Origin of the sequence: Devosia nitrariae (assembly GCF_030160115.1) — a bacterium.
GTDB classification, from domain to species: domain Bacteria; phylum Pseudomonadota; class Alphaproteobacteria; order Rhizobiales; family Devosiaceae; genus Devosia; species Devosia nitrariae.
In genome coordinates, this window is sequence record NZ_BSNS01000022.1 from 18,560 (window position 1) to 40,827 (window position 22,268).

A 22,268-nucleotide genomic window follows, 5' to 3' on the forward strand; every position below is an offset into this window, starting at 1 on the left:
CGAAGATGCGACTTCTGATCGTAGGAGCCCTCGAAGGCCAGTTGAGCGAAGCCACCAAGCTTGCGATGCAAGGCGGTGCCAAGGTCGCTCATGCGCCCTCGGTCGAGATCGCGCTCGCGTCGCTCCGCGCCGGACGCGGCGCCGATCTGCTGCTGGTCGACGTGATGGCCGACATCGCCGGCCTCATCGCCGCCATGGATGCCGAGCGCATCGTCGCGCCGGTCGTTGCCTGCGGCACCGAGACCAATGCGGCGGCCGCGGTCAACGCCATCCGCGCCGGCGCCAAGGAATATATCCCCCTGCCGCCCGATGCCGAGCTGATCGCCGCCGTGATCGCGGCAGTCGCGCGCGAATCCACCGAGTTCCTTTTCCGCGATCCGGCCATGGCCCGCGTCGTGCAGATGGCCAGCCAGATCGCGGCATCCGAGGCCAGCGTTCTCATCACCGGCGAGAGCGGCACCGGCAAGGAGGTGATGGCCAAATACATCCACGCCCACTCCAAACGTGCCGGCCGCCCGTTCATCTCCATCAACTGCGCCGCCATTCCCGAAGCCCTCCTCGAGAGCGAGCTCTTCGGTCACGAGAAAGGCGCCTTTACCGGCGCTGTCGCCCGCCGCGTCGGCAAGTTCGAGGAAGCCTCGGGCGGCACGCTCCTGCTCGACGAAATTTCCGAGATGGACATCCGCCTGCAGGCCAAGCTCCTGCGCGCCATCCAGGAACGGCTGATCGACCGCGTCGGCGGCGCGCGGCCGGTGCCGGTCGACATCCGCATCCTTGCCACCTCCAACCGCAACCTGTCCGAGGCGGTGCGCGAGGGCACGTTCCGCGAAGACCTCATGTTCCGCCTCAACGTTGTCAACCTGAAGTTGCCGCCGCTGCGCCAGCGCCCTGCCGACATCGCGGCGCTCGCCGAGCACTTCGTCGTCAAATACGCCAAGGCCAACGGCCTGCCGCCGCGCACGCTTACTGACGCGGCCCGCGACGAGCTGTTGCGCGCGCCCTGGCCGGGCAATGTCCGCGAGCTCGAGAACACCCTCCACCGCGCCGTGCTGCTCTCGAGCGGCGACGAGATCGGCCCCGAGGCCATCTTGATGCCCGACGGTACGGGCCTGTCGGAGATTACCCGCTCGATTTCGGCCGTCGCGGCCGAAAAGGCGGCTGCCGCAACGCAGGGCCTTGTCGGGCGCACGGTCGCCGATGTCGAACGCGAGCTGATCATCGACACGCTCGGCCATACCCTCGGCAACCGCACCCATGCCGCCAACATCCTCGGCATCTCGATCCGCACGCTGCGCAACAAGCTCAATCAATATGCCGATGAAGGCACGCTCGTGCCTGAGCCGGCCGAGCGCCGGTCGGTGGCGTGAACGTGACACGATCCTCAGCTTTCACCCCCCTCCCAGCCTCCCCCACAAGCGGGGAGGTGCGGCTTTGCGCATTTGGGCAGAAAAGTGCCACAGCCACGATACGGCACCTCCCCCCTTGTGGGGGAGGTTGGGAGGGGGGTACCGCGCTCCCAACTGGCACTAACGCGAATTCCGAGCCATACGCATGACCGACACCCCCGCCGGCACTCCCCGTCCGAGCCTGCCGAGCTTCGGCAGTATCCTCGACATCCTGCGTTCGGGCGACATCGCCCTTGCCACCGGCGTCATGGGGATCATCGTCATCCTCATCCTGCCAATGCCGCCGGTGCTGCTCGACATGCTGCTGGCCATCTCCATCGTCTTTTCGGTGATGATCCTGATGACGGCGCTCTTTATCCAGAAGCCGCTGGAATTCTCGTCGTTCCCGACGGTGCTGCTGATCGCCACCATGCTGCGCCTGGGGCTCAACCTCGCCACCACCCGCCTCATCCTCTCGGACGGGCACAACGGCACGGACGCGGCCGGCCACGTGATCGAAGCCTTCGGCAACTTCATCATGCGCGGCAGCTTCATCATCGGCGTGGTGGTCTTTGCCATCCTCATCATCGTCAACTTCATCGTCATCACCAAGGGCTCCGGCCGCATCGCCGAGGTGGCCGCCCGCTTCAACCTCGATGCCATGCCCGGCAAGCAGATGGCCATCGATGCCGACCTTTCGGCCGGCCTCATCGACGAAGCGGGCGCCAGGGCCCGCCGCGCCGAGCTCGAAGGCGAGAGCGCCTTCTTCGGCAACATGGATGGTGCGTCCAAGTTCGTGCGTGGCGATGCCATCGCCGGCCTCATCATCACCTTCATCAACGTCGTTGCCGGCATGGTCATCGGCACGATGCAGGAGGGCCTGACCTTCCAGGAGGCCGCCAACCTCTACACGCTCCTGACCATCGGCGACGGCCTCGTTTCCCAGATTCCGGCCCTTATCGTGTCGACCGCCGCCGGCATCCTCGTTTCCAAGTCCGGCGTCATCGGCTCGGCCGACAAGACCCTGGGGCGCCAGTTCACCGGCTATCCCAAGGCGTTGGGCATGTCATCGGCCGCCATGGGCGTCCTCGCCTTCCTGCCCGGCATGCCTTTCCTGCCGTTCATCGCGCTTTCGGGCGGCGTGGGCTATCTCGCCTGGCGCTCCGCGCGCGGTAACGCGGCGGCCCGCGCCGTCGCCGAGGTCGAGCAGCAGCAGCAGACCGCACCGGCGCCCTCCCAGGAGGCACCGATCAGCGACAGCCTCAAGATCGACGACTTGAAGCTCGAGCTCGGTTACGGCCTTCTCGCGCTCGTCAAGGAGGACGAGACCGGCACCGATCGGCTGACCGAGCAGATCAAGGCGCTGCGCCGCCAGCTGGCCGCCGAACTCGGCTTCGTCATGCCGCCGGTGCGCATCCTCGACAACATGCAGCTCGAGCCCAACGAGTATAAGGTGCGCATCAAGGAGGTCGAGGCCGGCACTGGCCAGATCTTCGCCAGCCAGCTGATGGTCATGGACCCCATGGGTCGGGAGATCTCCCTGCCCGGCGTCCACACCACCGAACCGACCTTCGGCCTGCCCGCCACCTGGATCGATCCGGCGCTGCGCGACGAGGCAGAGATGCGCGGCCTCTCCATCATCGATCCCTCGACGGTGATCTCGACGCACCTGACCGAGGTGCTCAAGGCCAATGTCGCTGACCTCCTCAGCTACGCCAACGTGCAGTCCCTGCTTTCCGGCCTCTCCAAGGAGCAGCAGAAGCTCGTCGAGGACATCGTGCCGGGCCAGATCACCGTCTCGGGCATCCAGCGCGTGCTGCAGTCGCTCCTGACGGAGCGCGTCTCGATCCGCGACCTGCCGACCATCCTCGAAGGCATCGCCGAGATCGCCGGGGGCGGCCGCTCGCCGCAGACCATCGCCGAGCATGTGCGCACGCGCCTGGCGCGCCAGCTCTGCGCCGCCAGCCTCAACGCCGACGGCAACCTGCCGCTCCTGACCCTGTCGCCGCAATGGGAACGCGATTTCGCCGAGGCGATGGCGGGCGACGGCGAGAACCGGCACCTGGCCATGGCGCCCTCGCGCCTGCAGCAGTTCATCCACGCTATCCAGAACGGCTTCGAGAACGCCGCCCAGCAGGGCGAGATCCCCGTGCTGATCACCTCGCCTTCGATCCGCCCGCATGTGCGCGCCATCATCGAGCGCTTCCGCCCACAAACGACGGTGATGAGCCAGAACGAGGTGCACCCGCGCGTGCGGCTGAAAACGATCGGCAGCGTCTAGTCTGGAAAGGTTGATGCAGCAGGAGGACGTCCTCGAACTCTACCAGACCCTCGAAACCATGGGCGTCGGCATCTGGATCGACGGCGGCTGGGGCGTCGACGCGCTCCTCGGCCAAAAAACGCGGCCGCATTCGGACCTCGATGTCGCCGTCGAAAAGCGGCACCTGCCGGCACTCACCGCACTGCTGGCGGGCCGCGGCTACACCGACCGCCCTCGCGACGACACCAGCCCCTGGAACTTCGTGCTCGGCGACGACGAGGGCCGCCTCGTTGACATCCACGTGATCGAGCTCGACGAAGAAGGTCGCGGCATCTACGGCCCGCCCGAGAACGGCGTCTTCTACCCGGCGAGCGCGTTGACCGGGCGCGGCAGCATCGGCGGCCATGGTGTCCGCTGCATCGCGCCCGAAGACCTGGTGCGTTTCCATACCGGCTACACGCCTCGCGATACCGACATCGCCGACGTCCACCGGCTGTGAGCCAGGTTTGGTCTTCCTCTGCCTGAAGGCTTTCCGGCCCGCAAAAGTCGGCCTGAATAAACCGCACGTTAAGTCGCAGCATCTAACCATGAGCACGCGGGTCCAATATTCAGTTCCCGCAGGATCGGCGGCCTGCCGCCGCTGTTGGGGGCTTGCGTTTTTCGCACCGCGGACGACGGGGCCGGTTTGTAGTTTCGTTTGGTGCAATCGCGCGTGATGCTGGGAGTCACTAATCGTTTGAAGGACAGGTGACGGGACGGACCTGGCAGGAGCCAGGGCGCCGGACCGCAGACTGAACACCGCCGCTTCAAACGCGCGTTTCAAAAGAAGTTTGGGATCGCATGCGCCTTATTGTTGGCATTGTTGTCGTTGTGCTCTCCGTGTTCGGTGGCTATGCCGCCATGGGCGGACATCTCGAAGTACTGTGGCAGCCCTTTGAGGCTGTTATCATTCTCGGCGCCGCGCTCGGCGCGTTCGTCATCGGCAACAGCGGCGCGGTCCTCAAGCAGTCGCTCGGCATCTTCGCCACGCTCTTTCGCGGCCCGCGCTATAACAAGGCCGCCTATGTCGAGCTCCTCGGCCTGCAGTTCAGCATCTTCAAGCTCGTGCAGGCAAAGGGCCTGCTCGCCCTTGAGCAACACATCGAGAATCCCCACCAGTCGCCGCTCTTCCAGCGCTTCCCGACCTTCATCTCCAACCACCACGCCGTCGAGTTCATGTGCGACTATTTGCGCATGGTGACGCTCGGCACCAATAATGTCCACGAGATGGATGCACTGATGGACGAAGAACTCGAGACGCACCACCAGGAGCGCGAACGCCTCGTCTCGGCCATCCAGGCCATCGCCGACGCCACGCCGGCGCTCGGCATCGTCGCGGCTGTGCTTGGCGTCATCAAGACCATGGGCTCGATCACCGAACCGCCCGAAGTGCTCGGCCACCTCATCGGCGGTGCTCTCGTCGGCACATTCCTCGGCGTCTTCGTCGCTTACGGCTTCTTCGGTCCGATGGCGCAATCGCTGCGCAACATCTACGACTCCGAGGCCAAGTACTTCCTCTCCATGAAAGTCGGCCTGCTCGCCCACATCTCGGGCTACCCGCCGGTAATGGCCATCGAATTCGCCCGCAAGGCGCTGATGTCCGAAGTGCGACCGACCTTCGCCGAGATCGACGAAGCGACCGCGAGCCTACCGGCCGCAAGCTAAGGACGCACCATGGCGACCGACGACCAGCTCTTCGTCATCAAGAAGATCAAGAAGGCCGCGCACAAACACCACGGCGGCGCCTGGAAGATCGCCTATGCGGATTTCGTGACCGCCATGATGGCGTTTTTCCTGCTGCTCTGGCTGATCAGCATGACGACGCCCGAACAGAAGCAGGGGCTTGCCGACTACTTCGCCCCGCCCAATGTCAGCGAGACCACCAGCGGCTCGGGCGGCGTGATGGGCGGCACCGCCCTCGATATCAATGGGGCGCAAATGGACGGCTCCTCCCCCAACGTGACCGAGGACGTCTCACTCGCACCCGAAAGCGATCGCCAAGGTAGCCATGCCGGTGGCCTCGGCGACACCGATGCAGAGGACGGCAATCAGTTCGAGGCGGCCAAGACCTCCCAGGTCGATTTGCGGTCCACCTATAGCGAGACGTTCCATGCCGCGGCTGCCAGCATCCGCCAGGCCTGGCAGGCAATGCCCGAGATCACCGAGATCGCCGACAATCTCCTGGTCGAAGAAACCGAGGAAGGGCTCGACATCCAGATCGTCGACCAGGAAGGCCGGCCGATGTTCCCGGAGGGGTCGAAGTACCCCTTCGAAATGACGCGCAAGGCCATCGCCGCCATCGCGCCGATCCTTCAGCAACTGCCCAATCAGGTGACGATCTCCGGCCATGTCGCTGCCGGCGGCAATTACAGCAACCCCCGCTACACCGCCTGGGAACTCTCCAGCGACCGCGCCAACGTGGTGCGCACCATCCTCGGCGAATTCGGCCTCGGCGACGACCATGTCCTGGCCGTCGCCGGCCGAGCGACAGCCGAGCCGTTCTTCCCGAGCGACCCGTATCTCGCCGCCAATGAGAGGGTGAAGATCACCGTGCTCTACCAGGCGCCCCCGGTTCCCGCGAGCCTGAGGCCGTAGAGCCGGAAGCCTACGGCTGCCTTAGGGCTACATCCAGCGCATCGGCAAACGCTGGGGCATCCTGTTCGAAGCCGAGATGGTCGCCGGGAAAGGCCACGGGCGCGATATCAAGCTTGTCCGCCAGTGCCGCGCCCATGGCGGCAATCGGCTGCCCCGCCGACTTCTCGCCGATCGCCACGACGATCCGCGGCTCACCCGCGCGCAGCCTCGGCACGTCGGGAATGTAGACCGAGAGCGGGATCATGCCGTGCGCCAGCCAGTATTCGAAATTGCCGCTGACCCGCGCGAAGGTCTCGGCAGCTTCCGGCGGCATGTCGAATTCGGGTGGCGCGTCTCCCTGGCCCTCGGTCTCGAGTCCGGCATCGGCAAAGAACTGTGCCATGGCCGCTTCGACGCCATCGCGGCGATAGGTGTCGTAGATGGCCCTATCTGCGGCGAGCGCCTCGGACGGGTCCTCGAGCAGCATTATCGTCGGCGGCTCGTGCGCCACGAGCGTCTTGACGCGTTGCGGATGGCGGGCCGCCAGGTTGAGGCCGATCTGAGCGCCGCCGCTGGTGCCGAAGACATGGGCGGGTTCGCCACCACTCAGTGCCTCAATGAGCCGGGCCGCGTCGTCGCCATGGACGTCCAGGTCCTGATTGGTCCATTCACTCTCAATCGGGCTGCGCGAGTTGCCGCGCGGATCGTAGGCAACGACGGTGTAGCGATCGGCCAGGAGCCCGGCGAGCTCCGCGAAGATGCCGGCGTCTTGCGGACCGCCGGGTATGATGAGGAGCAGGGGCCCGTCGCCCCGCTGCTCATAGTAGATGCGCCCGCCCGGCACTGCGAGCGTCTCTGAGGTAACTGAACCCGTCATGATCCGATCTCCGCTCACCTGCTGCCGATATCCATGCGGTTGCCCTCGCTGTCGCGGAATTCGGCGACCGTCCGGCCCGGCTGCCAAGGCGCGTCCTGGGGCTCGGTAAGGATCTCCACGCCCCTCGCCCGCAGCGCCTCGATCACTGCCGAAACATCGTCCGCCACCAGCATCATGTCCGGCTCCTCGGACGGGGCTTGGCTCGCGCGGCGGACGAAATGGAGATTGGTCTCCGCGCCCGGAAATTTCAGTTCGACCCAGCGCCAGCCGTCCTGTCCCATCGGCACGTCGGCGACGACCTCGCAGTCGAAATGCTCGACATAGAAAGCCTTGGCGCGATCCTGATCGGAAACGGGAAGCTCTGCGAATTGAACGTGCATGGGAGACCTCTCCTCGACCTCAGAACTGGACCGTCCAGTTCTCATCTTGCAACGAACTAGACTGTCCAGTACTGTGTGTCAACGGGAATCGGGATGAAGGTTTGATGACGGCATCGGGTTCAACCAAAGCAGAGGACACGGCGGACGCGAGCCGCTCGGCGCGCAAGCGCCAGGCGATCCTGACCGCTGCAACGGTCGTCTTTCTGCGCGATGGCTACCTTGGCACCAGCATGGACGAGATCGCCGCTCTCTCCGGCGTTTCCAAGCAGACCGTCTACAAGCACTTCGCCAGCAAGGAGGCGCTCTTCGTCGAGATCGTCACCAGCATGACCAATCAGGCCGGCGACATGGTCCACAACGAAATGCCCGACATCGCCGATAGCGATGTTGCCGAGTATCTCGAGACCTATGCCTATCGCCAGCTCACTATCGTCCTGACGCCGCGCATCATGCAGTTGCGCCGCCTGGTGATCGGCGAAGTCGCCCGCTTTCCCGAACTGGCGCGCGTGCTCTACGAGCGCGGCCCCAAGCGCGCCCTTGGCATACTGGCGCAAATGTTCGAGCGCATGGCGGAGCGCGGCCAGCTCGAGATCGAAGACCCGATGATGGCGGCCTCCCATTTCAACTGGCTGGTGATGTCGGCAGCTCTCAACCAGGCGATGCTGCTGGGCGACGACGCGATCCCCAAAACCAGCGAATTGCGCCGGCACGCCGCCGAAGGTGTTAGGGTCTTCCTCGCCGCCTACGGGAGAAAGCGGTAGCCGACGGAGCTGGATCAGCCCACCGGCCGGTGCTCGCTGAGCGCGCCGGGCCCGGGCGTGGCGCCTGCCGGCACCTTGCCGACGATGATCATGGCGAGCACCTCATCCTTGGTGACGTCCTTGGTACGCGCGGTGCCAACGACCTTGCCGTTCTTCATCACGCAGACCCTGTCTGCGAGATCGAAGACGTCGTGGATATCATGGCTGATGAGGAAAATGCCGATGCCCTCGGACTTCAGTTGCTTGATCAGGTCGCCGACCTGCGCCGTCTCCTGTGGCCCGAGCGCTGCGGTCGGTTCGTCCATGATGAGGATACGGGCATTGAAAAGGATCGCCCGGGCGATGGCGACCGATTGGCGCTGGCCGCCGGAAAGCGCCTTCACCGGTTCCTTGAAGCGGCGGAAACTTGGATTGAGCCGGCCCATCACCTCGCGGGCCTTCGACTCCATGGCTGCATCGTCGAGCGTGCCGAGGGCGGTGGTCAGTTCCCGCCCGAGGAAGAGGTTAGCCGCCGCATCGACGTTATCGGCCACCGCCAGCGTCTGGTAGATGGTCTCGATACCATAGGCCTTGGCATCGCGCGGGTTGTTGATCGTGGCCTCCTCGCCGTTGATGCGGATGGTGCCCGTATCGCGCTTGTAGGCGCCCGAGAGGATCTTGATCAGCGTCGACTTGCCCGCACCGTTATGGCCGAGAAGACCGACCACTTCGCCGGGGTAGAGATCGATCGACGCGTTCTCGACCGCATGGATGCCGCCAAACGAGATCGAGATGTCGTTCATCTCGACGAGCGGTATCTTCCTGTCCAACATCAGCGGGTTCCTTAAACCTTGTTGCGCCGATAGAGCGTGTCGAGCCAGACGGCAAAGACCAGCACCAGGCCGACGACAATGCTCTGCAGGGGGCTGTCGAGCCCCATCAGCACCATGCCCGACTGCAACGATTGCATGACCACCGCGCCCAGCACTGCGCCGGCGATAGTGCCCACACCCCCCGACAGCGACGTGCCGCCGATGACTGCCGCGGCAATGACGTAGAGCTCGTCGAGTGTGCCGAGCGCATTGGTCGCCGCGTTGAGCCGCGCCGACGAGATCGCCGCGGCAATGGCGCAGAGCGCGCCCATCAGCATGAAGATCTTGACCGTGACCCAGCGCGTGTTGATCCCCGCCAGCTCAGCCGCTTCCGGATTGCCGCCCATGGCAAAGACGTACCGCCCGAAGCGCGTGCGCGTGGCAATGAAGGTCATGGTCACGGCCACCGCGAGCGCGAGCAGCACCGGCACGGCGACGCCGTGTGAGATGAAGAGCCCGCCCTCGGGCACGGGAATGCCGTGAGCCTCGGCGAAATTTTCGGCAATGCGTATGGGCCACGGATAGGAATTGGCGATTGCGATGGCGAGGATCGCGATGCCGCAGCCGATAACGCCGAGGGCGATCTCGGCCCAGACTGGACGCAGCGGAAAGTTGAAGCGGCGGCGCTGCCGGCGCCCGAGATAGAGCATGGCAAGGATACCGAGGCAGATGATGACGGCGACGACCCAGCTCCAGAAGGCGCCGATGGCGCCGGACGGCCCCCCGCCCATGAGCTGGAACCGCGAGTCGAGCGGTGCAACAGTGCGTCCCGCCGTGACCCACCAGGCCGCACCCCGCCAGACAAGGTACCCGCCGAGCGTGACGATGAAGGCCGGCACCTTCAGATAGGCAATGATAAGGCCCTGCATGGCGCCGATGCCGACGCCCATCAAGAGGCCAACGCCCAGCGCCAGCACCCAGACCGCCGGATGCCCGAAACCGAGCCCCAGCTGCACCGGCAGGATGTCGGTCTGGAAGACCCCCATGACCATGGCGACGAGCCCGAGGATGGAGCCGACGGACAGGTCGATGTTGCGCGCGACGATGACCAGCACCATTCCGGTCACCATCACCGCGACCGAGGCCGTCTGCACCGAAAGATTCCAGAGATTGCGCGGCGTGAGGAACAGCCCGCCCGAAAAGATGTTGAAACCGACCCAGATGAAGATCAGGGCCCCGACCATGCCGAGGAGGCGCGTGTCGAGTTCTGTCGCTGCGAGAAATCGCTTCAATGGGTTCTGCGCCCCCTGGCTCGGATGCGTTGCCCTCAACAGGACGTTCTGCTCGCTCATCTGGCTCCCCCGTCACACCCGGCGTGCGGCATGGCCGCCGCGGGCGCCGCGGTAATTACCGCGACACCCTCTCGGGACGTGACTATACGCTCAAAAACAGATCAATCGCAGGCAGCGACGCTGCCTGCCGCCACACCCTGGCAGACCACGTCCGCGGAAACCCAGCCGGCATCGATGACGACATCGAGGTTGTCCTTGGTGATCGGCACGGGCGCCAGCAGCACCGCGTTCATCTCGACGCCGTTGGGACCGTCCGAGAACCTGTTCGCGCCTTCGACCGCATCGAGCGCCGTGCCCTCTGCCAGCACGATGGCAATCTCCGCCGCCTTCTTGCCGAGCTCGCGCGCGTCCTTCCAGACCGAGACGGTCTGCGTGCCGAGCGCGATGCGGTTGAGTGCGGCGTGATCGCCGTCCTGACCCGAGACCGGCACCGATCCGGCAAGGCCCTGGGCCGCGAGCGCCGCAATGGCGCCGCCCGCCGTGCCGTCATTGGATGCAACCACCGCGTCGACCTCGTTGTTGTTGGCCGTCAGGAACTGCTCCATATTGGCTTGGGCCACTTCCGGGTTCCAGTTGTCGGTATAGGCTTCGCCCACATTGACGATGGCGCCGGAATCGATGGCCTCCTGCAGGACCTCCATCTGACCCTCGAAGAGGAAGTCGGCATTGGGATCGGCAGAGTTGCCCTTGATGAAGACGTAGTTGCCTTCCGGCTGCACCTCGAACACCCCTTGCGCCTGCATGCGCCCGACTTCCTTGTTGTCGAAGGTCAGGTAAAAGGCATCGGGATTTTCGATGAGGCGGTCATAGCCGACCACCGGAATGCCCTCGGCGACGGCCGAAGCCACGGCCGGGCCGATGGCGTCGCTGTCCTGGGCAAGGACGATGAGCGCATCGGCGCCTTGGGCGATGAGACTCTCGATGTCGGTCAGTTGCTTGGACGCGGAAGACTGGGCGTCGGCTGAAATATAGCGGACCCCGCTCTCCTCAAGCACGGCCTTGATCGCCGCCTCGTCCGTCTTCCAGCGCTCTTCCTGGAAGTTGTTCCAGGAGACGCCCACGACCACCTCGTCCTGCCCCACGGCACTCCCGGCCACGCCGAACATCGCGGTCGTGCACAGCAGGACCGTCATGATATGTTTCATCTTTTCCTCCCAGTGGGCCCAATCGCCCGATTTGCGCCGCTCGCCCGCTTCAGGGCAAGCATCATCGCGCGAGCATTATTTTCGATGCTCGAAAAAAGAACTGGCATGGTGCTCGACCACTGTCAACGCCAATTTCGAAGCTCGAAATAAATGTCGTCGTCCTGTAGGGTGGAGACCGTTGAATCACCTCTACCGGTGCCAGCCTTTGACTCGTGTGGTAAGCGACAGCGACAGCGTACGGCGGCAAAACCGCGCTCTCGTGCTGTCCACCCTGCGCCGGCAGGGCCCGCTGGCGCGCACTAATCTGGCCGCAGAGACCGGGCTCAGCCATGCCTCGATCACCGCCATAGGCCAGGACATGCTGGCGCAAGGAATCCTTGCCGAGATGCGCGACGAGCCCGACCCCGCTCGCCTGCGCGGACGCCCCGCCGTACGCGTCGGCTTCAACAGGACCGCCGGCTGTGTGGCGCTCGTCGAGCTCGAGGTCAACCGCGCCCAGTTCTCCCTTGTCGATTATGGCGGGACGCTCATCGACCGTTTCGAGCTTGCCGTCGCCCCGGACGAATTCAAGCGTACGACACCGGCCGAGTTTCTCGTTCGCCACCTTACCCTGTTCCGGGAGCGCAACCGCAGGGAAATGAAGGCGCTGCTGTACATCGCCGTTTCGGTACAGGGCATCCTCGATCGCGACGGGCGGCACCTGAGATGGTCGCCCATCGTCCACATGGCCGACAGACCCTTCGCCGACGATATCGCGCAAGCCTTCGGAGTGCCGGTATCCCTGCATAAGCGCGGCCGGCTTCTCGCCGAGGGATCACGCTGGCTCGACCCGAAGCTGCAAGATGCGAGCGTTGCAACCGTGTTCGTCGGCTCGACCGTCGCCATGGGCCTGACCTTCCGCGGCGACGCGGTCGGGCGCGGCAACGGAGGCGCCACCGAGTTCGGCCACATGATCCACCTGCCCGGTGGTGCGCTCTGCCGTTGCGGCGCGCGCGGATGCATCGAAGCCTATGCCGCCGACTATGCCGTCCTCCGCACCGCCTATTCGGTACCCGAGACGGCGCCACCCGCCGCATCGGTCCCCGCCAGCCAATACGAGGGACTGATCGCGCGCGCTGAAGCCGGCGACCGCGCCACACTGCACGCGTTCAATCTTGCTGGTCGGGCGATCGGCTATGGGCTGAGCCGGGTCATCTCGCTGGTCGATGCCACGCACGTCCGCATCCTCGGCCCCGGCGCGCGCGCATATCACCTGATGCGCGCCGAGATCGAAACCGCGCTTTCCGCCTCCCTGGTGGGCCGGGTCGCCGGCCTCCCCGAGGTCGTCGCCCAGGTCGATGAGAAGGAGGCGGTCTTTCGCGGGCTGATGATGAAGATCCTGCAGCAACTCGACGAAGAGCACTTCGCATTCCTGCCGCATGCCGCCGCTACTGCTTGAAGCGGATCGATCGGCATGCCAACACTCAAATTCTCATGACCGATCCAGCCGAAATCCTGATTTTCGACGTCCCCGTATTCTCCACCCTCTGCAACGCCGCCTTCGGGTTGCGCCGGAACGTATTCGTCCTCGAGCAGAAGGTGCCTGAGGATGAGGAGCACGATGCCGACGACCTGACCGCAACCCATTTCGTTGCCGTTGCCGCCGGCGAGGTGGTCGGCACGCTGCGCGTCGTCTTCAAGCCCGAACATGCCAAGATCGGTCGCGTCGCCGTCGACCGGGACTGGCGCAGACGCGGCATTGCACGCAGGTTGATGCTCGCTGCCATGGACCATTGCCGCGCCAGGGGCGAGGATCGCTTCTACCTTACCGCGCAGACCGACAAGCTCGGCTTTTATGAAAAGCTCGGCTTTACCGCCTTCGGCGAGCAGTTCATGGACGCCGGCATGCCGCATCTGGCTATGCGCACCTATACGCAAAGCGCTTGATCGGATTAACCGTTTAGCAACCCGTTAACCGCACGGGCATCGCCGGCGTGCACAGCCCTCAAGGCTTCGATAAGGTATCCGACGATCCGGGTTGCGCGCCGCGCCGCCCGCTCCAACGATACCGCCGGGGAGGCGGAAGGGCCGGTGCCGACAGGCGCCGGCCTTTTATGTTGTCGTGGCAGCGCGTTCCCGGCTCCGATCGGGCAACATCGCTTGGGGAACATCTACGCCGTTCTGGCGTTGACGATGCACGACAGACCGCACGGCACTCCACCGGCAAGCGTTGCGCCGCGCGGCCCTGTCCAGGCACTGAACCAACGGAGTCTACAATGATCCGCACCCTTTTGACCACCACCGCGCTCGCGGCGCTCATGGGCACGGCCGTGATCGCGCAGGATGCCCCGGCAACCCCCGAGGCACCGGCGACCGACGCACCCGCGACCGAGGCCCCGGCAACCGACGCACCCGCAACCGATGCTCCCGCTACCGATGCTCCGGCTACGGATGCCCCGGCTACTGATGCTCCCGCTACCGATGCTGCGCCAGCCGAAGAGCCGGCTGCTCCTGCCGGTGAAGTGACTGAAGGCGAGGAAGTCGACACCGGCGCCGCCGAGACCACCGAGGTCGACGAACCTTGGGATATCTCGGAAGGTTATACCGCTGCCGATAGCGACAACCTGGCAACCGAACTGATCGGTCAGCCCGTCTATTCCTCCTCGGGCGAAGATGCCGAGAACATCGGCAATGTCAGCGACCTGGTCTTTTCCGAGAACGGTCAGATCGAGGCGGTGATCATCGGTGTGGGTGGTTTCCTCGGCATCGGCGAAAAGCGGGTCGCGGCTGATTTCAGCGCGCTCGAGTTCACCGTCGCCGCCGACAACACCGAACGCTGGGTTCTTCCGACCACCTCCGAGGCTCTCGAGGCGGCCCCCGAATTCGTGTGGGCCGAGGACGAACCGGTCGATCCCGCGCTCCCGGCCGACGGCATGGCACCGGCTGCGCCGGCCGATGGGGCGGCACCCGCCGCTCCGGCCACGCAGTAATAGCCCAGTCCGACCGGTTCGTCCGGTACGGATGCAGCGCGCACAAATGGTGCCATCCGGCTGCCCAATGGGCAGCCGGATGCTTGTCGAGAGGTGAGTATGACCCCAAGAATTCTCTGTGCCTTGGCCTTGTTGGCGGCAATCTCTTCGTCGCCCGCTGCCCAGGAAGCTCCGCTGCCGTCCGCACCGCGTTCGGGTGAAACAAGCGAGCTGGAGGCGGTGGGCCTGACGCCCCCCACGATCCTGTCGGAAGGTCACACCATGGCCTCGGGCGAAATCCTGGCGCTCGATTTCTTCGGCCGCAGCATCTTTGCCAGCGACGCCGAAAACGCCGAGATGATCGGCACCGTCGAGGATCTGGTGATCGCGCCGTCCGGCACGGTATCGAGCGTCATCCTCGACGTCGGCAGCTTCCTCGATACCCCCGGCAAGAGCATCGCTGTCGACTTCCAGGCGCTCGTGCCTGTGCCCAGGACCGACGGGGAGACGCGCTGGGTGCTCGAGACGACACGGGAGGCGCTCACGCTTGCCCCCGTCTTCCGCCGGCCCGACGAAGCCGCAGCGAACTGACCAGACGGCCCTCGATGTTAGAGCCCCGTTCTGACTGAATCAGAACGAGAGCCTCTGAATTATTGATCGCGTATTTCGAACGGCAAACCGCTCTAGCGACGCAGGCGCAGCCGGCCGATCTCGTCGTATTCGGATTGCTCGGTCTTGGCCTCTTCGGCCGCCTCGCGCACATGTTCGCGCTGGTCGAGCAGTTCGACCTTCTTCAGCTCCTCGATGGCCTCGGCCAATGCGTCCTGGGCGCTTTCCAGCTTCTCACGCATGTCATGGGCTGACGCCAGCAGGTTATCGCGGCGTTGGGAGGCTGCCTTGGCAAAAGTCGAGTAGGCAAAATGGGCCACGTCGGAGATGCCGGTCCGCTGATGCTCGATCTCGATCTGCTGGTCGAGCTCTGCGGCCATCCGCTCGAAGTCGGCGACCATCATCTCGATCTGCGTGACCTGGCGGCGCTTCTCGTCGACCTGGAATTTCTTGAGCCTGATCAGGCTCTCGCTGCGCGACTTCACGACCTGTACTCCCTACACATCAAGTCAAACCCGGGACGCCTGCACCGCGGCGCCCCATCAGACCTGCGCGTCCGCCGGCTCGGTGACGATCGCCTCGAGCATCGCATGGCTCTCGGCTATCGTCGTCGTCTCTTCCCGCTCCTGGCCCAGAAAGGCCTCGAATGCCGGGTAGAGGGCGATCGCGCGGTCCACCTTCGGATCTGACCCTTTCCGGTAAGCCCCAAGCCGGATCAGCTCCTCCATGTCGGCAAACACCGACATGAACTCGCGCGCCCTGGCCAGGACCGGCCGCATGTGCGGTGGCACGCAGCCAGGCATGGTGCGCGAAATGGACCGGAGCACGTTGACGGCCGGGTAGCGACCCCGTTCGGCAATGGCGCGCTCCATCACGATGTGCCCGTCGAGAATACCGCGCACGGCATCCGCTATGGGCTCATTGTGATCATCACCTTCCACCAAAACGGTAAACAAGCCGGTAACGGAACCGGTAGACTGCGTTCCAGGGCCGGCACGTTCGAGCAGGCGCGGCAATTCGGTAAAGACTGTCGGCGGATACCCCTTGGCCGTCGGCGGTTCGCCGATGGCAAGACCGATCTCGCGCTGGGCCATGGCAAAGCGGGTGAGACTGTCCATCATGCACAGAACCCGTTGCCCCCGGTCGCGGAAATATTCGGAAAGCGTCAGGGTCAGATAGGCCGCCTGGCGGCGCATCAGCGCCGCTTCATCGGACGTGGCGACGATGACCACGGCCCGCTTCAGCCCCTCCTCGCCCAGATATTCCTGTACGAACTCCTGCACTTCGCGCCCGCGCTCGCCGATGAGCCCGATCACCGCCACGTCGACATCGGTATTGCGCGCCAGCATCGACATCAGCACGGACTTGCCGACGCCCGAGCCCGCGAAAATCCCCATGCGCTGCCCTTCGCAGACGGTCGTGAAGGTGTTGAGCGCGCGCACGCCGAGGTCGACCGGATCCCCGACCCGCATGCGATCGTGCGCGGCAAGCGGGTCGGCGCGCAGGACATATGCCATTGAGCCGCCCGGCAGCGGCCCTTTGCCGTCGATGGGCTCGCCATTGGCATCGATCACCCGGCCGAGCCAGCCTTCGGAAGGGTAGACCTCACCGGCATGCCTTTGGAACACCGCCTTGCAACCAAGCCGGACCCCCGAGAGCTGACCAAAGGGCAGGCAGAGTGCATGTCCGTCTCGGAACCCAATGATCTCGCAGGCAAGCATCCAGCCGCTCGAGGTCTCGACCAGGACCCGCCCGCCGACCTTGAGCTCGCGCACGGGCCCGACGATCTCGATGAGCAGGCCCTGCACCGACTTGACGCGCCCGAACACCTCGACGTCGTCAATGGCCTCTATCGCAGAGATAAGGGCTTTCATGGGCGTATCCGCTCCAGGCAGGCGATTGGAACGGGCCGCCGACCGCTCCGTTCGCGAATCGAAAAATTGCGAATCACTTCGGTAACCGAACGTTAAGGCAAAAAGGGTTAATGGCAGATTTGGCGATATTCCAGCCGCTGGTAACCGTCGGCCGCGCCATTTCCGATCCAGCCACAATTGCTTGAGTCCAGAGAGTCGGTTAACCCTGTCTCTTAAACTATTTTCTTAAGAAAGTTCAGCCGGTGAAGCTGTTTGATATCAGTGGCTTAGACTTAATTGAGGTTACCGACGATTGCGTATTGCGGATCAGAATTAAACTTTGTTAACTATTTGGGCTTAGGGTTCAGTCATACCCAGTAGGGTTGGATCGAGGCGGCGTCCCGGATGCCCCGCCTCGCAAGTTCCAGCAGGAACGGTTTGGCAAGGGGAAAATAATGCGGGTACTCCTTATTGAGGACGACAGCGCCACCGCGCAGAGCATCGAACTGATGCTCAAGTCCGAGAGCTTCAACGTCTACACCACCGACCTCGGCGAGGAAGGTGTCGATCTCGGCAAGCTCTATGACTACGATATCATCCTTCTCGATCTGAACCTGCCCGATATGAGCGGGTATGAGGTGCTGCGCACGCTCCGCGTCGCCAAGGTCCAGACCCCGATCCTCATCCTGTCCGGTCTCGCAGGCATAGAAGACAAGGTGCGCGGCCTCGGGTTCGGCGCCGACGACTACATGACCAAGCCCTTCCACAAGGACGAGCTGGTCGCCCGCATCCATGCGATCGTGCGCCGCTCCAAGGGCCACGCCCAGTCGGTCATCCAGACCGGCGACCTCAACGTCAACCTCGACACCAAAACCGTCGAGGTCATGGGCCAGCGCGTGCACCTGACCGGCAAGGAATACCAGATGCTCGAGCTCCTCTCGCTGAGGAAGGGCACGACCCTCACCAAGGAGATGTTCCTTAATCATCTCTACGGCGGCATGGACGAACCTGAGCTCAAGATCATCGACGTCTTCATCTGCAAGCTGAGAAAGAAGCTTTCGGTCGCAACCGGCGGCAAGAACTACATCGAGACCGTCTGGGGACGCGGCTATGTGCTGCGCGAGCCCGACGAGGAAGTCTATTCCGAAAGCGCCTGACCGCCGCCTCTTCCTGTCGACCTACACGAAGCCCCGTGCGACCACCGCATGGGGCTTTTGCTATGGGCGGGATCCAAAAGAGCCTGTCCCGGACTTGATACGGTAGGGGAACCGGTTTTTCGCGAAAATCCCGCGACGACTGAGAGTGAGCGAAAAAAGTGCGGGCAAATGTCGAAACGGCCGACCGCCGCTCGTTGCGAAGGCGAGATGCGGGCGGGTCAGCCTGCACGTAACCGAGGAGACAAACGATGATCCGTACGATTGTCATGGCCGCAACCATGCTGATGACCACCGCCGCCTTCGCCCAGTCCGATAATGCTGGCCGGACCGTCGAGGTCAACGGCATGCAGATGTATTACGAGACCCATGGCGAAGGCGAACCGCTGATCGTCCTGCACGGCGCCTATATGACCATTCCGGCCATGGGCGAAATCATCCCCAAACTCGCCGAAAGCCGGCAGGTCATCGCCATTGAATTCCAGGGGCACGGGCGCACCAACGACATCGACCGCCCCATCACCTATCCAAACCTTGCCGACGACGTTGCCGCCTTCATGAACGCCATCGGCCTCGAGCGCGCCGACGTCTTCGGCTATTCCATGGGCTCCATAGCCGGCCTGCAGCTCGCCATCCGCCATCCCGAGAAGGTCGATCAGCTCGTGGCCGCCTCTGTCGCCTACGACATCGAAGGCTGGCAACCCGCGTTCCGCGAATTCATCCCGCAGATGAGCCCCGAGATGTTCAACGGCGGGCCGATGGAAGACGAATACCGGAAATTGGCCGTTAATCCGGACGGGTTCCAGGCCTTGGCCGAGAAACTCATCGCCCTTGAGCACGAGCCGATGGCCTGGGAAGAGGACGTCAGGAAGCTCGAAACGCCCGTCCTCATCATCGCCGGAGACGCCGATGTCTCAACGCTCGAGCACAACGTTGCCCTCTTCCGCCTCCTCGGCGGCGGCGTCATGGGGGACATGGGCGAGCCCCTTCCGGCCTCCCGACTTGCCATCCTGCCGGCAACCTCCCATACGGCCGTCATCAGCCAGCCCGACCTGCTCAAGGCCCTCATCGAGCCTTTCCTTGAGGGCGAGACGCCCGCATCGTTCATGGGTATGTAGCCAGCCGGCCACATTGCCAACATCACAGCCCCGTGCAGCATTTCGAACGGGGCTGTGCTCTTGCTCGGAACTCGCCCTTGGCCCGCCGCGTTGCACGGGGAACGAAGTTTTGGGGGCGACGCATGACAGATCACGACACCAACACGGTCGCAGATCGCGACGCCAATGTGATGGCTCGCCGTTTCCGGGACCCGCTGGTCCTCGGATTGGCCATAGCTGCAACCCTTGGCTGGCTCGCGTTAATTATTATGTGGGCCAACTCCGCAGGCCAATCCGCCGACCTGGAGGCTCGCCTTGCTGAGGCCGAGACCCAGCGCATGAATCTGGAAAATCAGCTGACGGAGCAGCAGGCGGCGTCGGGCGAATTGCAGACGCTGAACGAGGAATTGGCCGGCACCCGTCAGGAAATGGAGCAATTGAACACCGAGCGTCAGGCTCTCGCCGACGAAGTCGAGGCGGCGCAGGCTCAGTTGCAGTCAGTTACAGAGGCCCTGACAGCCCGCAACGAAGCCTTGGGTCAGGCAGAGCAGGATCTGGCGGCAACGCTCGAGCAGCAGACGCAGGCCCAGTCCGCTGCCCAGGAGGCGCAGTTGCGGCTCACCGAAGCGCGCGATCAACTGCAGGCGGTTACCGAGCGGCTCGAGGCCGCACGAGCCGAGGAAGCAACGACACGGGAGACTATCGCCGAGCTGACTGAAGAAGCGGCGCAGAATGCCGAGGCCCTTTCTCAGGCCGAGCAGGCGTTACGCTCTGCCCGAGAACAGGAAACTGCCACCCTTGCGCAAATGGAGGATGCTGAGGCGACGCAGTCCGAGCTCACAGCTCAGCAATCCGAACTCGAGCAGACTGTCGCCGATCTCGAAGCTCAGAAATCTGGCCTCCAGAGTGAGGTCACCGAATACCGCACCCAGCGCGACCAGCTTCAGCAGCAAGTCACCGAATTGGCGGAAACGATCTCTCAGCGTGGTGGGGAACTCGCCCAGATCGAGGAGCAGGTCGCTGCCGCAGGCGGCCAGGATAGCAACGCTCAGGCAGACGAAGGCTTTTCGGGAACCTACGAGGCAAAGGGAAATGGCCTCCGAGCAGTCTTCAACGAAGATGGCACCTTTTCCATGACGGGTGCCAACAATCGCGAAGTCACGGGAAGCTATACGCTTGTGGATGGCAGCCTAACCCTGGCAGACGTCTCGGGAAGCGTGGGCAACGCCCGTTTCCCGATGACCTGTCCGCTCGAGCAGCAGCAGGGCTCGTTCGCCGTGGGTGACGCCGAGGGATGCGTTCTTTCCGGGAGCACCTTCGAGCGACGGTGATCTTGGTCAGGCCGCTTCCTCGAACTTTGCCTCGAGGAGCGCCCGGTCAAAGGGCTTGAACATGTAGTCGTTGGCGCCGGCCTTGAGCGCCATGGCGATATGGCCGACCTCGTTCTCGATCGTGCAGTAGACGACCCTGGGCTTTTCCCCGCCGACATAGGCGCGCAGGAGCTTCAGGAACTCCAGCCCGCTCATTATCGGCATGTTCCAGTCGAGAAGGATGGCATCCGGCATTTCCTGCCGGCACTTGTCGTAAGCCTCCTGCCCGTCCTCGGCCTCTTCGACCACGTAGTCGAGATCCTCGAGAATGCGGCGCGCAACCTTGCGCACCACGCTGGAGTCGTCGACGATGAGGCAGGATTTCATGGCCGCACCACGGGTTTGCGTTCGCGCAGGATTATCCGGGCAAACGGCTACGGAATGGTTAGCAAAACTTCAGTCATTCGCCTGTGGCTTGGCGGTGAAGACGAAGCGCTCGTCCTCCAGGCCGATCTTGACATCCATGCCCGTCATCCGCGACAGGAGCCCCGTATAGAACGGCTGGATGCCACGCGCGTCGACCCCTTCGGGCGGAGCGCCGGACAAAAGCTCGGCCGCTCCGGATGGCACCAGTGTCTTCTGGCGCTTCTCCGGATCGCTGCTTGAATTGAACTCGAAGCTCTCCCTGCCAGCCTCCCCGGAGATCCGGGCCATGACCGTGCCGCCACGCGGCACCGAACCTGCCGCGATCAGCAGCATGTTCATGAAGAGCTTGGCCTTGAGCTTGGGCAACAGGATCAGCGGCACCTGCCAGTCGAGGTCAGCCTTCTCGATCTCGAAGAACAACCGTGCCACGCGTTCGCATTCGCGCGTATCGATGTCGGTGCCGGCGGTCGAGGACGCGCCGTAGGCGAGCCGGGCGAACTCGAGCTTTGCCCGCGACTGCTTGGCGGCGCTGGCAATGAGGTCGCGCGCCCCCTCGGCCATCTCGGCCTGGCTCGGATCGCTGAGGACCTCGAGCCCGTTGCCGATCGCACCGATCGGATTGATGAGGTCGTGACACACCCGCGAGCAGAGCATAGCGGCGAGATCGGTTGCGTTGAGCTCGATGACGTCGGCCATGAGTTTTCTCCGCTTGGGTCCAGAATCAATTGGCCAACATTAGCCGGATCGCACGGTCGCACAATCGAGCTAGCGCACCGAAAGCTGTTGCGAGAGCGTTTGCCACTGCTCCGCGCCTTCGCTTGCAGCCGTGTCGGGCGCCGCAAGGAACGCCTCACGGTTGGCTGGTGAATAGAAAAAGTAGAGGCGCTGCTTGAAGACTGTGTAGATGCGGGGGTTGCCGTCAGAGACGTAGCCGCGCGCCACGCCCATGGCCCCGTGCCCGCCATATTGGGGCGCGTAGATTTCCGGCGCCCGGCGGAAGACCTCCATATTGCCGGCGCTGGCAAAGTGCCAGGGAACCCCCGACCAGACGAGCTCGAAATCACCCCGCCCTATCTGCGGCTCGCCCTCGGTGAAATAGGAGACCGGATCCCACCCGCCGATGGCGATGCCGGTGAGCGGATCGGTGCTGACGATGCTGACGATCGAGGCGGCATGCGCGGCGTTCACCGGAGCCAAAAGGGGCAGAACCAAGGCAAGCATGGTTAAGAATTGTTTAGAGATTTGCTTCATGATGTGAGCAATAATCGGCGCGCCGGAATCGGTTTGGGGCATCCCGAGGCTAGCGC

23 protein-coding genes are annotated in these 22,268 nt (G+C 64.1%); 13 read left to right on the forward strand and 10 right to left on the reverse strand.

Features of this window, described 5'->3' with window-relative positions:
• The first annotated feature begins 5 nt into the window (after window positions 1–5).
• The 5 genes from flbD (at window position 6) to QQK18_RS19785 (ending at window position 6,279) form a co-directional block, all read left to right on the forward strand.
• The gene (gene flbD / locus QQK18_RS19765) at window positions 6–1,367 is read left to right on the forward strand and encodes a sigma-54-dependent transcriptional regulator FlbD (RefSeq protein WP_284342104.1); all 1,362 of its coding nucleotides are present in this window, start codon (window positions 6–8) and stop codon (window positions 1,365–1,367) included.
• Between the two features lie 184 nt (window positions 1,368–1,551).
• Window positions 1,552–3,666: a flagellar biosynthesis protein FlhA gene (flhA, locus tag QQK18_RS19770; RefSeq protein ID WP_284342105.1), complete on the forward strand. Its 2,115-nt coding sequence runs from the start codon at window positions 1,552–1,554 to the stop codon at window positions 3,664–3,666.
• Window positions 3,667–3,679: 13 nt separating this feature from the next.
• Window positions 3,680–4,144, forward strand: coding sequence for a nucleotidyltransferase domain-containing protein (locus QQK18_RS19775; protein WP_284342106.1), 465 nt, complete (start codon window positions 3,680–3,682; stop codon window positions 4,142–4,144).
• A gap of 341 nt (window positions 4,145–4,485) precedes the next feature.
• The gene (gene motA, locus QQK18_RS19780; protein ID WP_284342107.1) at window positions 4,486–5,349 is read left to right on the forward strand and encodes a flagellar motor stator protein MotA; all 864 of its coding nucleotides are present in this window, start codon (window positions 4,486–4,488) and stop codon (window positions 5,347–5,349) included.
• A gap of 9 nt (window positions 5,350–5,358) precedes the next feature.
• Window positions 5,359–6,279 (forward strand): flagellar motor protein MotB, encoded by a 921-nt coding sequence (locus QQK18_RS19785; protein ID WP_284342108.1) that lies wholly within the window; start codon window positions 5,359–5,361, stop codon window positions 6,277–6,279.
• 10 nt (window positions 6,280–6,289) lie between these two features.
• On the opposite strand, the gene QQK18_RS19790 is transcribed toward QQK18_RS19785, so the two are convergent.
• Together QQK18_RS19790 and QQK18_RS19795 are read right to left on the reverse strand one after the other, a co-directional pair.
• On the reverse strand, window positions 6,290–7,135 hold the full coding sequence (locus QQK18_RS19790) for an alpha/beta fold hydrolase (protein ID WP_284342109.1): 846 nt from the start codon (window positions 7,133–7,135) through the stop codon (window positions 6,290–6,292).
• 14 nt (window positions 7,136–7,149) lie between these two features.
• A complete protein-coding gene (locus tag QQK18_RS19795) occupies window positions 7,150–7,515 on the reverse strand; it encodes a VOC family protein (RefSeq protein WP_284342110.1) in 366 nt (121 codons plus the stop codon).
• A gap of 104 nt (window positions 7,516–7,619) precedes the next feature.
• Between QQK18_RS19795 and QQK18_RS19800 the strand changes: the two genes are divergently transcribed.
• Complete coding sequence (locus QQK18_RS19800) at window positions 7,620–8,276, forward strand: TetR/AcrR family transcriptional regulator (protein ID WP_284342111.1); 657 nt, start codon at window positions 7,620–7,622, stop codon at window positions 8,274–8,276.
• A 14-nt stretch (window positions 8,277–8,290) separates the two neighbouring features.
• On the opposite strand, the gene QQK18_RS19805 is transcribed toward QQK18_RS19800, so the two are convergent.
• From QQK18_RS19805 to xylF, 3 genes are all read right to left on the reverse strand, one after another.
• Complete coding sequence (locus QQK18_RS19805) at window positions 8,291–9,088, reverse strand: ATP-binding cassette domain-containing protein (RefSeq protein ID WP_284342112.1); 798 nt, start codon at window positions 9,086–9,088, stop codon at window positions 8,291–8,293.
• 11 nt (window positions 9,089–9,099) lie between these two features.
• Window positions 9,100–10,419, reverse strand: coding sequence for a sugar ABC transporter permease (locus tag QQK18_RS19810; RefSeq protein WP_284342113.1), 1,320 nt, complete (start codon window positions 10,417–10,419; stop codon window positions 9,100–9,102).
• Between the two features lie 101 nt (window positions 10,420–10,520).
• Entirely contained in the window at window positions 10,521–11,525 is a 1,005-nt protein-coding gene (gene xylF / locus QQK18_RS19815; protein WP_379993912.1) for a D-xylose ABC transporter substrate-binding protein, read from the reverse strand.
• 253 nt (window positions 11,526–11,778) lie between these two features.
• Between xylF and QQK18_RS19820 the strand changes: the two genes are divergently transcribed.
• The 4 genes from QQK18_RS19820 to QQK18_RS19835 all read left to right on the forward strand — a co-directional run bounded on the left by QQK18_RS19820 (window position 11,779) and on the right by QQK18_RS19835 (window position 15,103).
• A complete protein-coding gene (locus QQK18_RS19820) occupies window positions 11,779–13,002 on the forward strand; it encodes an ROK family protein (protein ID WP_284342520.1) in 1,224 nt (407 codons plus the stop codon).
• Between the two features lie 35 nt (window positions 13,003–13,037).
• The gene (locus tag QQK18_RS19825) at window positions 13,038–13,490 is read left to right on the forward strand and encodes a GNAT family N-acetyltransferase (RefSeq protein ID WP_284342115.1); all 453 of its coding nucleotides are present in this window, start codon (window positions 13,038–13,040) and stop codon (window positions 13,488–13,490) included.
• 329 nt (window positions 13,491–13,819) lie between these two features.
• Window positions 13,820–14,533 (forward strand): PRC-barrel domain-containing protein, encoded by a 714-nt coding sequence (locus tag QQK18_RS19830; RefSeq protein WP_284342116.1) that lies wholly within the window; start codon window positions 13,820–13,822, stop codon window positions 14,531–14,533.
• A 99-nt stretch (window positions 14,534–14,632) separates the two neighbouring features.
• Window positions 14,633–15,103: a PRC-barrel domain-containing protein gene (locus QQK18_RS19835; RefSeq protein ID WP_284342117.1), complete on the forward strand. Its 471-nt coding sequence runs from the start codon at window positions 14,633–14,635 to the stop codon at window positions 15,101–15,103.
• A 92-nt stretch (window positions 15,104–15,195) separates the two neighbouring features.
• Here QQK18_RS19835 and fliJ read toward each other — a convergent pair whose 3' ends face one another.
• Window positions 15,196–15,606: a flagellar export protein FliJ gene (gene fliJ / locus QQK18_RS19840; RefSeq protein WP_284342118.1), complete on the reverse strand. Its 411-nt coding sequence runs from the start codon at window positions 15,604–15,606 to the stop codon at window positions 15,196–15,198.
• Window positions 15,607–15,663: 57 nt separating this feature from the next.
• Window positions 15,664–16,995 (reverse strand): flagellar protein export ATPase FliI, encoded by a 1,332-nt coding sequence (gene fliI, locus QQK18_RS19845; protein WP_284342119.1) that lies wholly within the window; start codon window positions 16,993–16,995, stop codon window positions 15,664–15,666.
• A gap of 434 nt (window positions 16,996–17,429) precedes the next feature.
• Here fliI and ctrA point away from each other — a divergent pair, with 434 nt between their 5' ends.
• From ctrA to QQK18_RS19860, 3 genes are all read left to right on the forward strand, one after another.
• Window positions 17,430–18,131: a response regulator transcription factor CtrA gene (gene ctrA, locus QQK18_RS19850; protein ID WP_284342120.1), complete on the forward strand. Its 702-nt coding sequence runs from the start codon at window positions 17,430–17,432 to the stop codon at window positions 18,129–18,131.
• Between the two features lie 248 nt (window positions 18,132–18,379).
• On the forward strand, window positions 18,380–19,246 hold the full coding sequence (locus tag QQK18_RS19855) for an alpha/beta fold hydrolase (RefSeq protein WP_284342121.1): 867 nt from the start codon (window positions 18,380–18,382) through the stop codon (window positions 19,244–19,246).
• A gap of 122 nt (window positions 19,247–19,368) precedes the next feature.
• A complete protein-coding gene (locus QQK18_RS19860) occupies window positions 19,369–20,556 on the forward strand; it encodes a coiled-coil domain-containing protein (RefSeq protein ID WP_284342122.1) in 1,188 nt (395 codons plus the stop codon).
• Window positions 20,557–20,562: 6 nt separating this feature from the next.
• Here QQK18_RS19860 and QQK18_RS19865 read toward each other — a convergent pair whose 3' ends face one another.
• From QQK18_RS19865 to QQK18_RS19875, 3 genes are all read right to left on the reverse strand, one after another.
• Entirely contained in the window at window positions 20,563–20,922 is a 360-nt protein-coding gene (locus tag QQK18_RS19865) for a response regulator (protein WP_284342123.1), read from the reverse strand.
• Between the two features lie 69 nt (window positions 20,923–20,991).
• Window positions 20,992–21,657 (reverse strand): histidine phosphotransferase ChpT, encoded by a 666-nt coding sequence (chpT, locus tag QQK18_RS19870; protein ID WP_284342124.1) that lies wholly within the window; start codon window positions 21,655–21,657, stop codon window positions 20,992–20,994.
• A gap of 69 nt (window positions 21,658–21,726) precedes the next feature.
• Window positions 21,727–22,182 carry a YHS domain-containing (seleno)protein gene (locus QQK18_RS19875; RefSeq protein ID WP_284342125.1) on the reverse strand — a complete coding sequence of 152 codons (456 nt, stop codon included), beginning with the start codon at window positions 22,180–22,182 and terminating at the stop codon, window positions 21,727–21,729.
• Window positions 22,183–22,268: the final 86 nt, after the last annotated feature.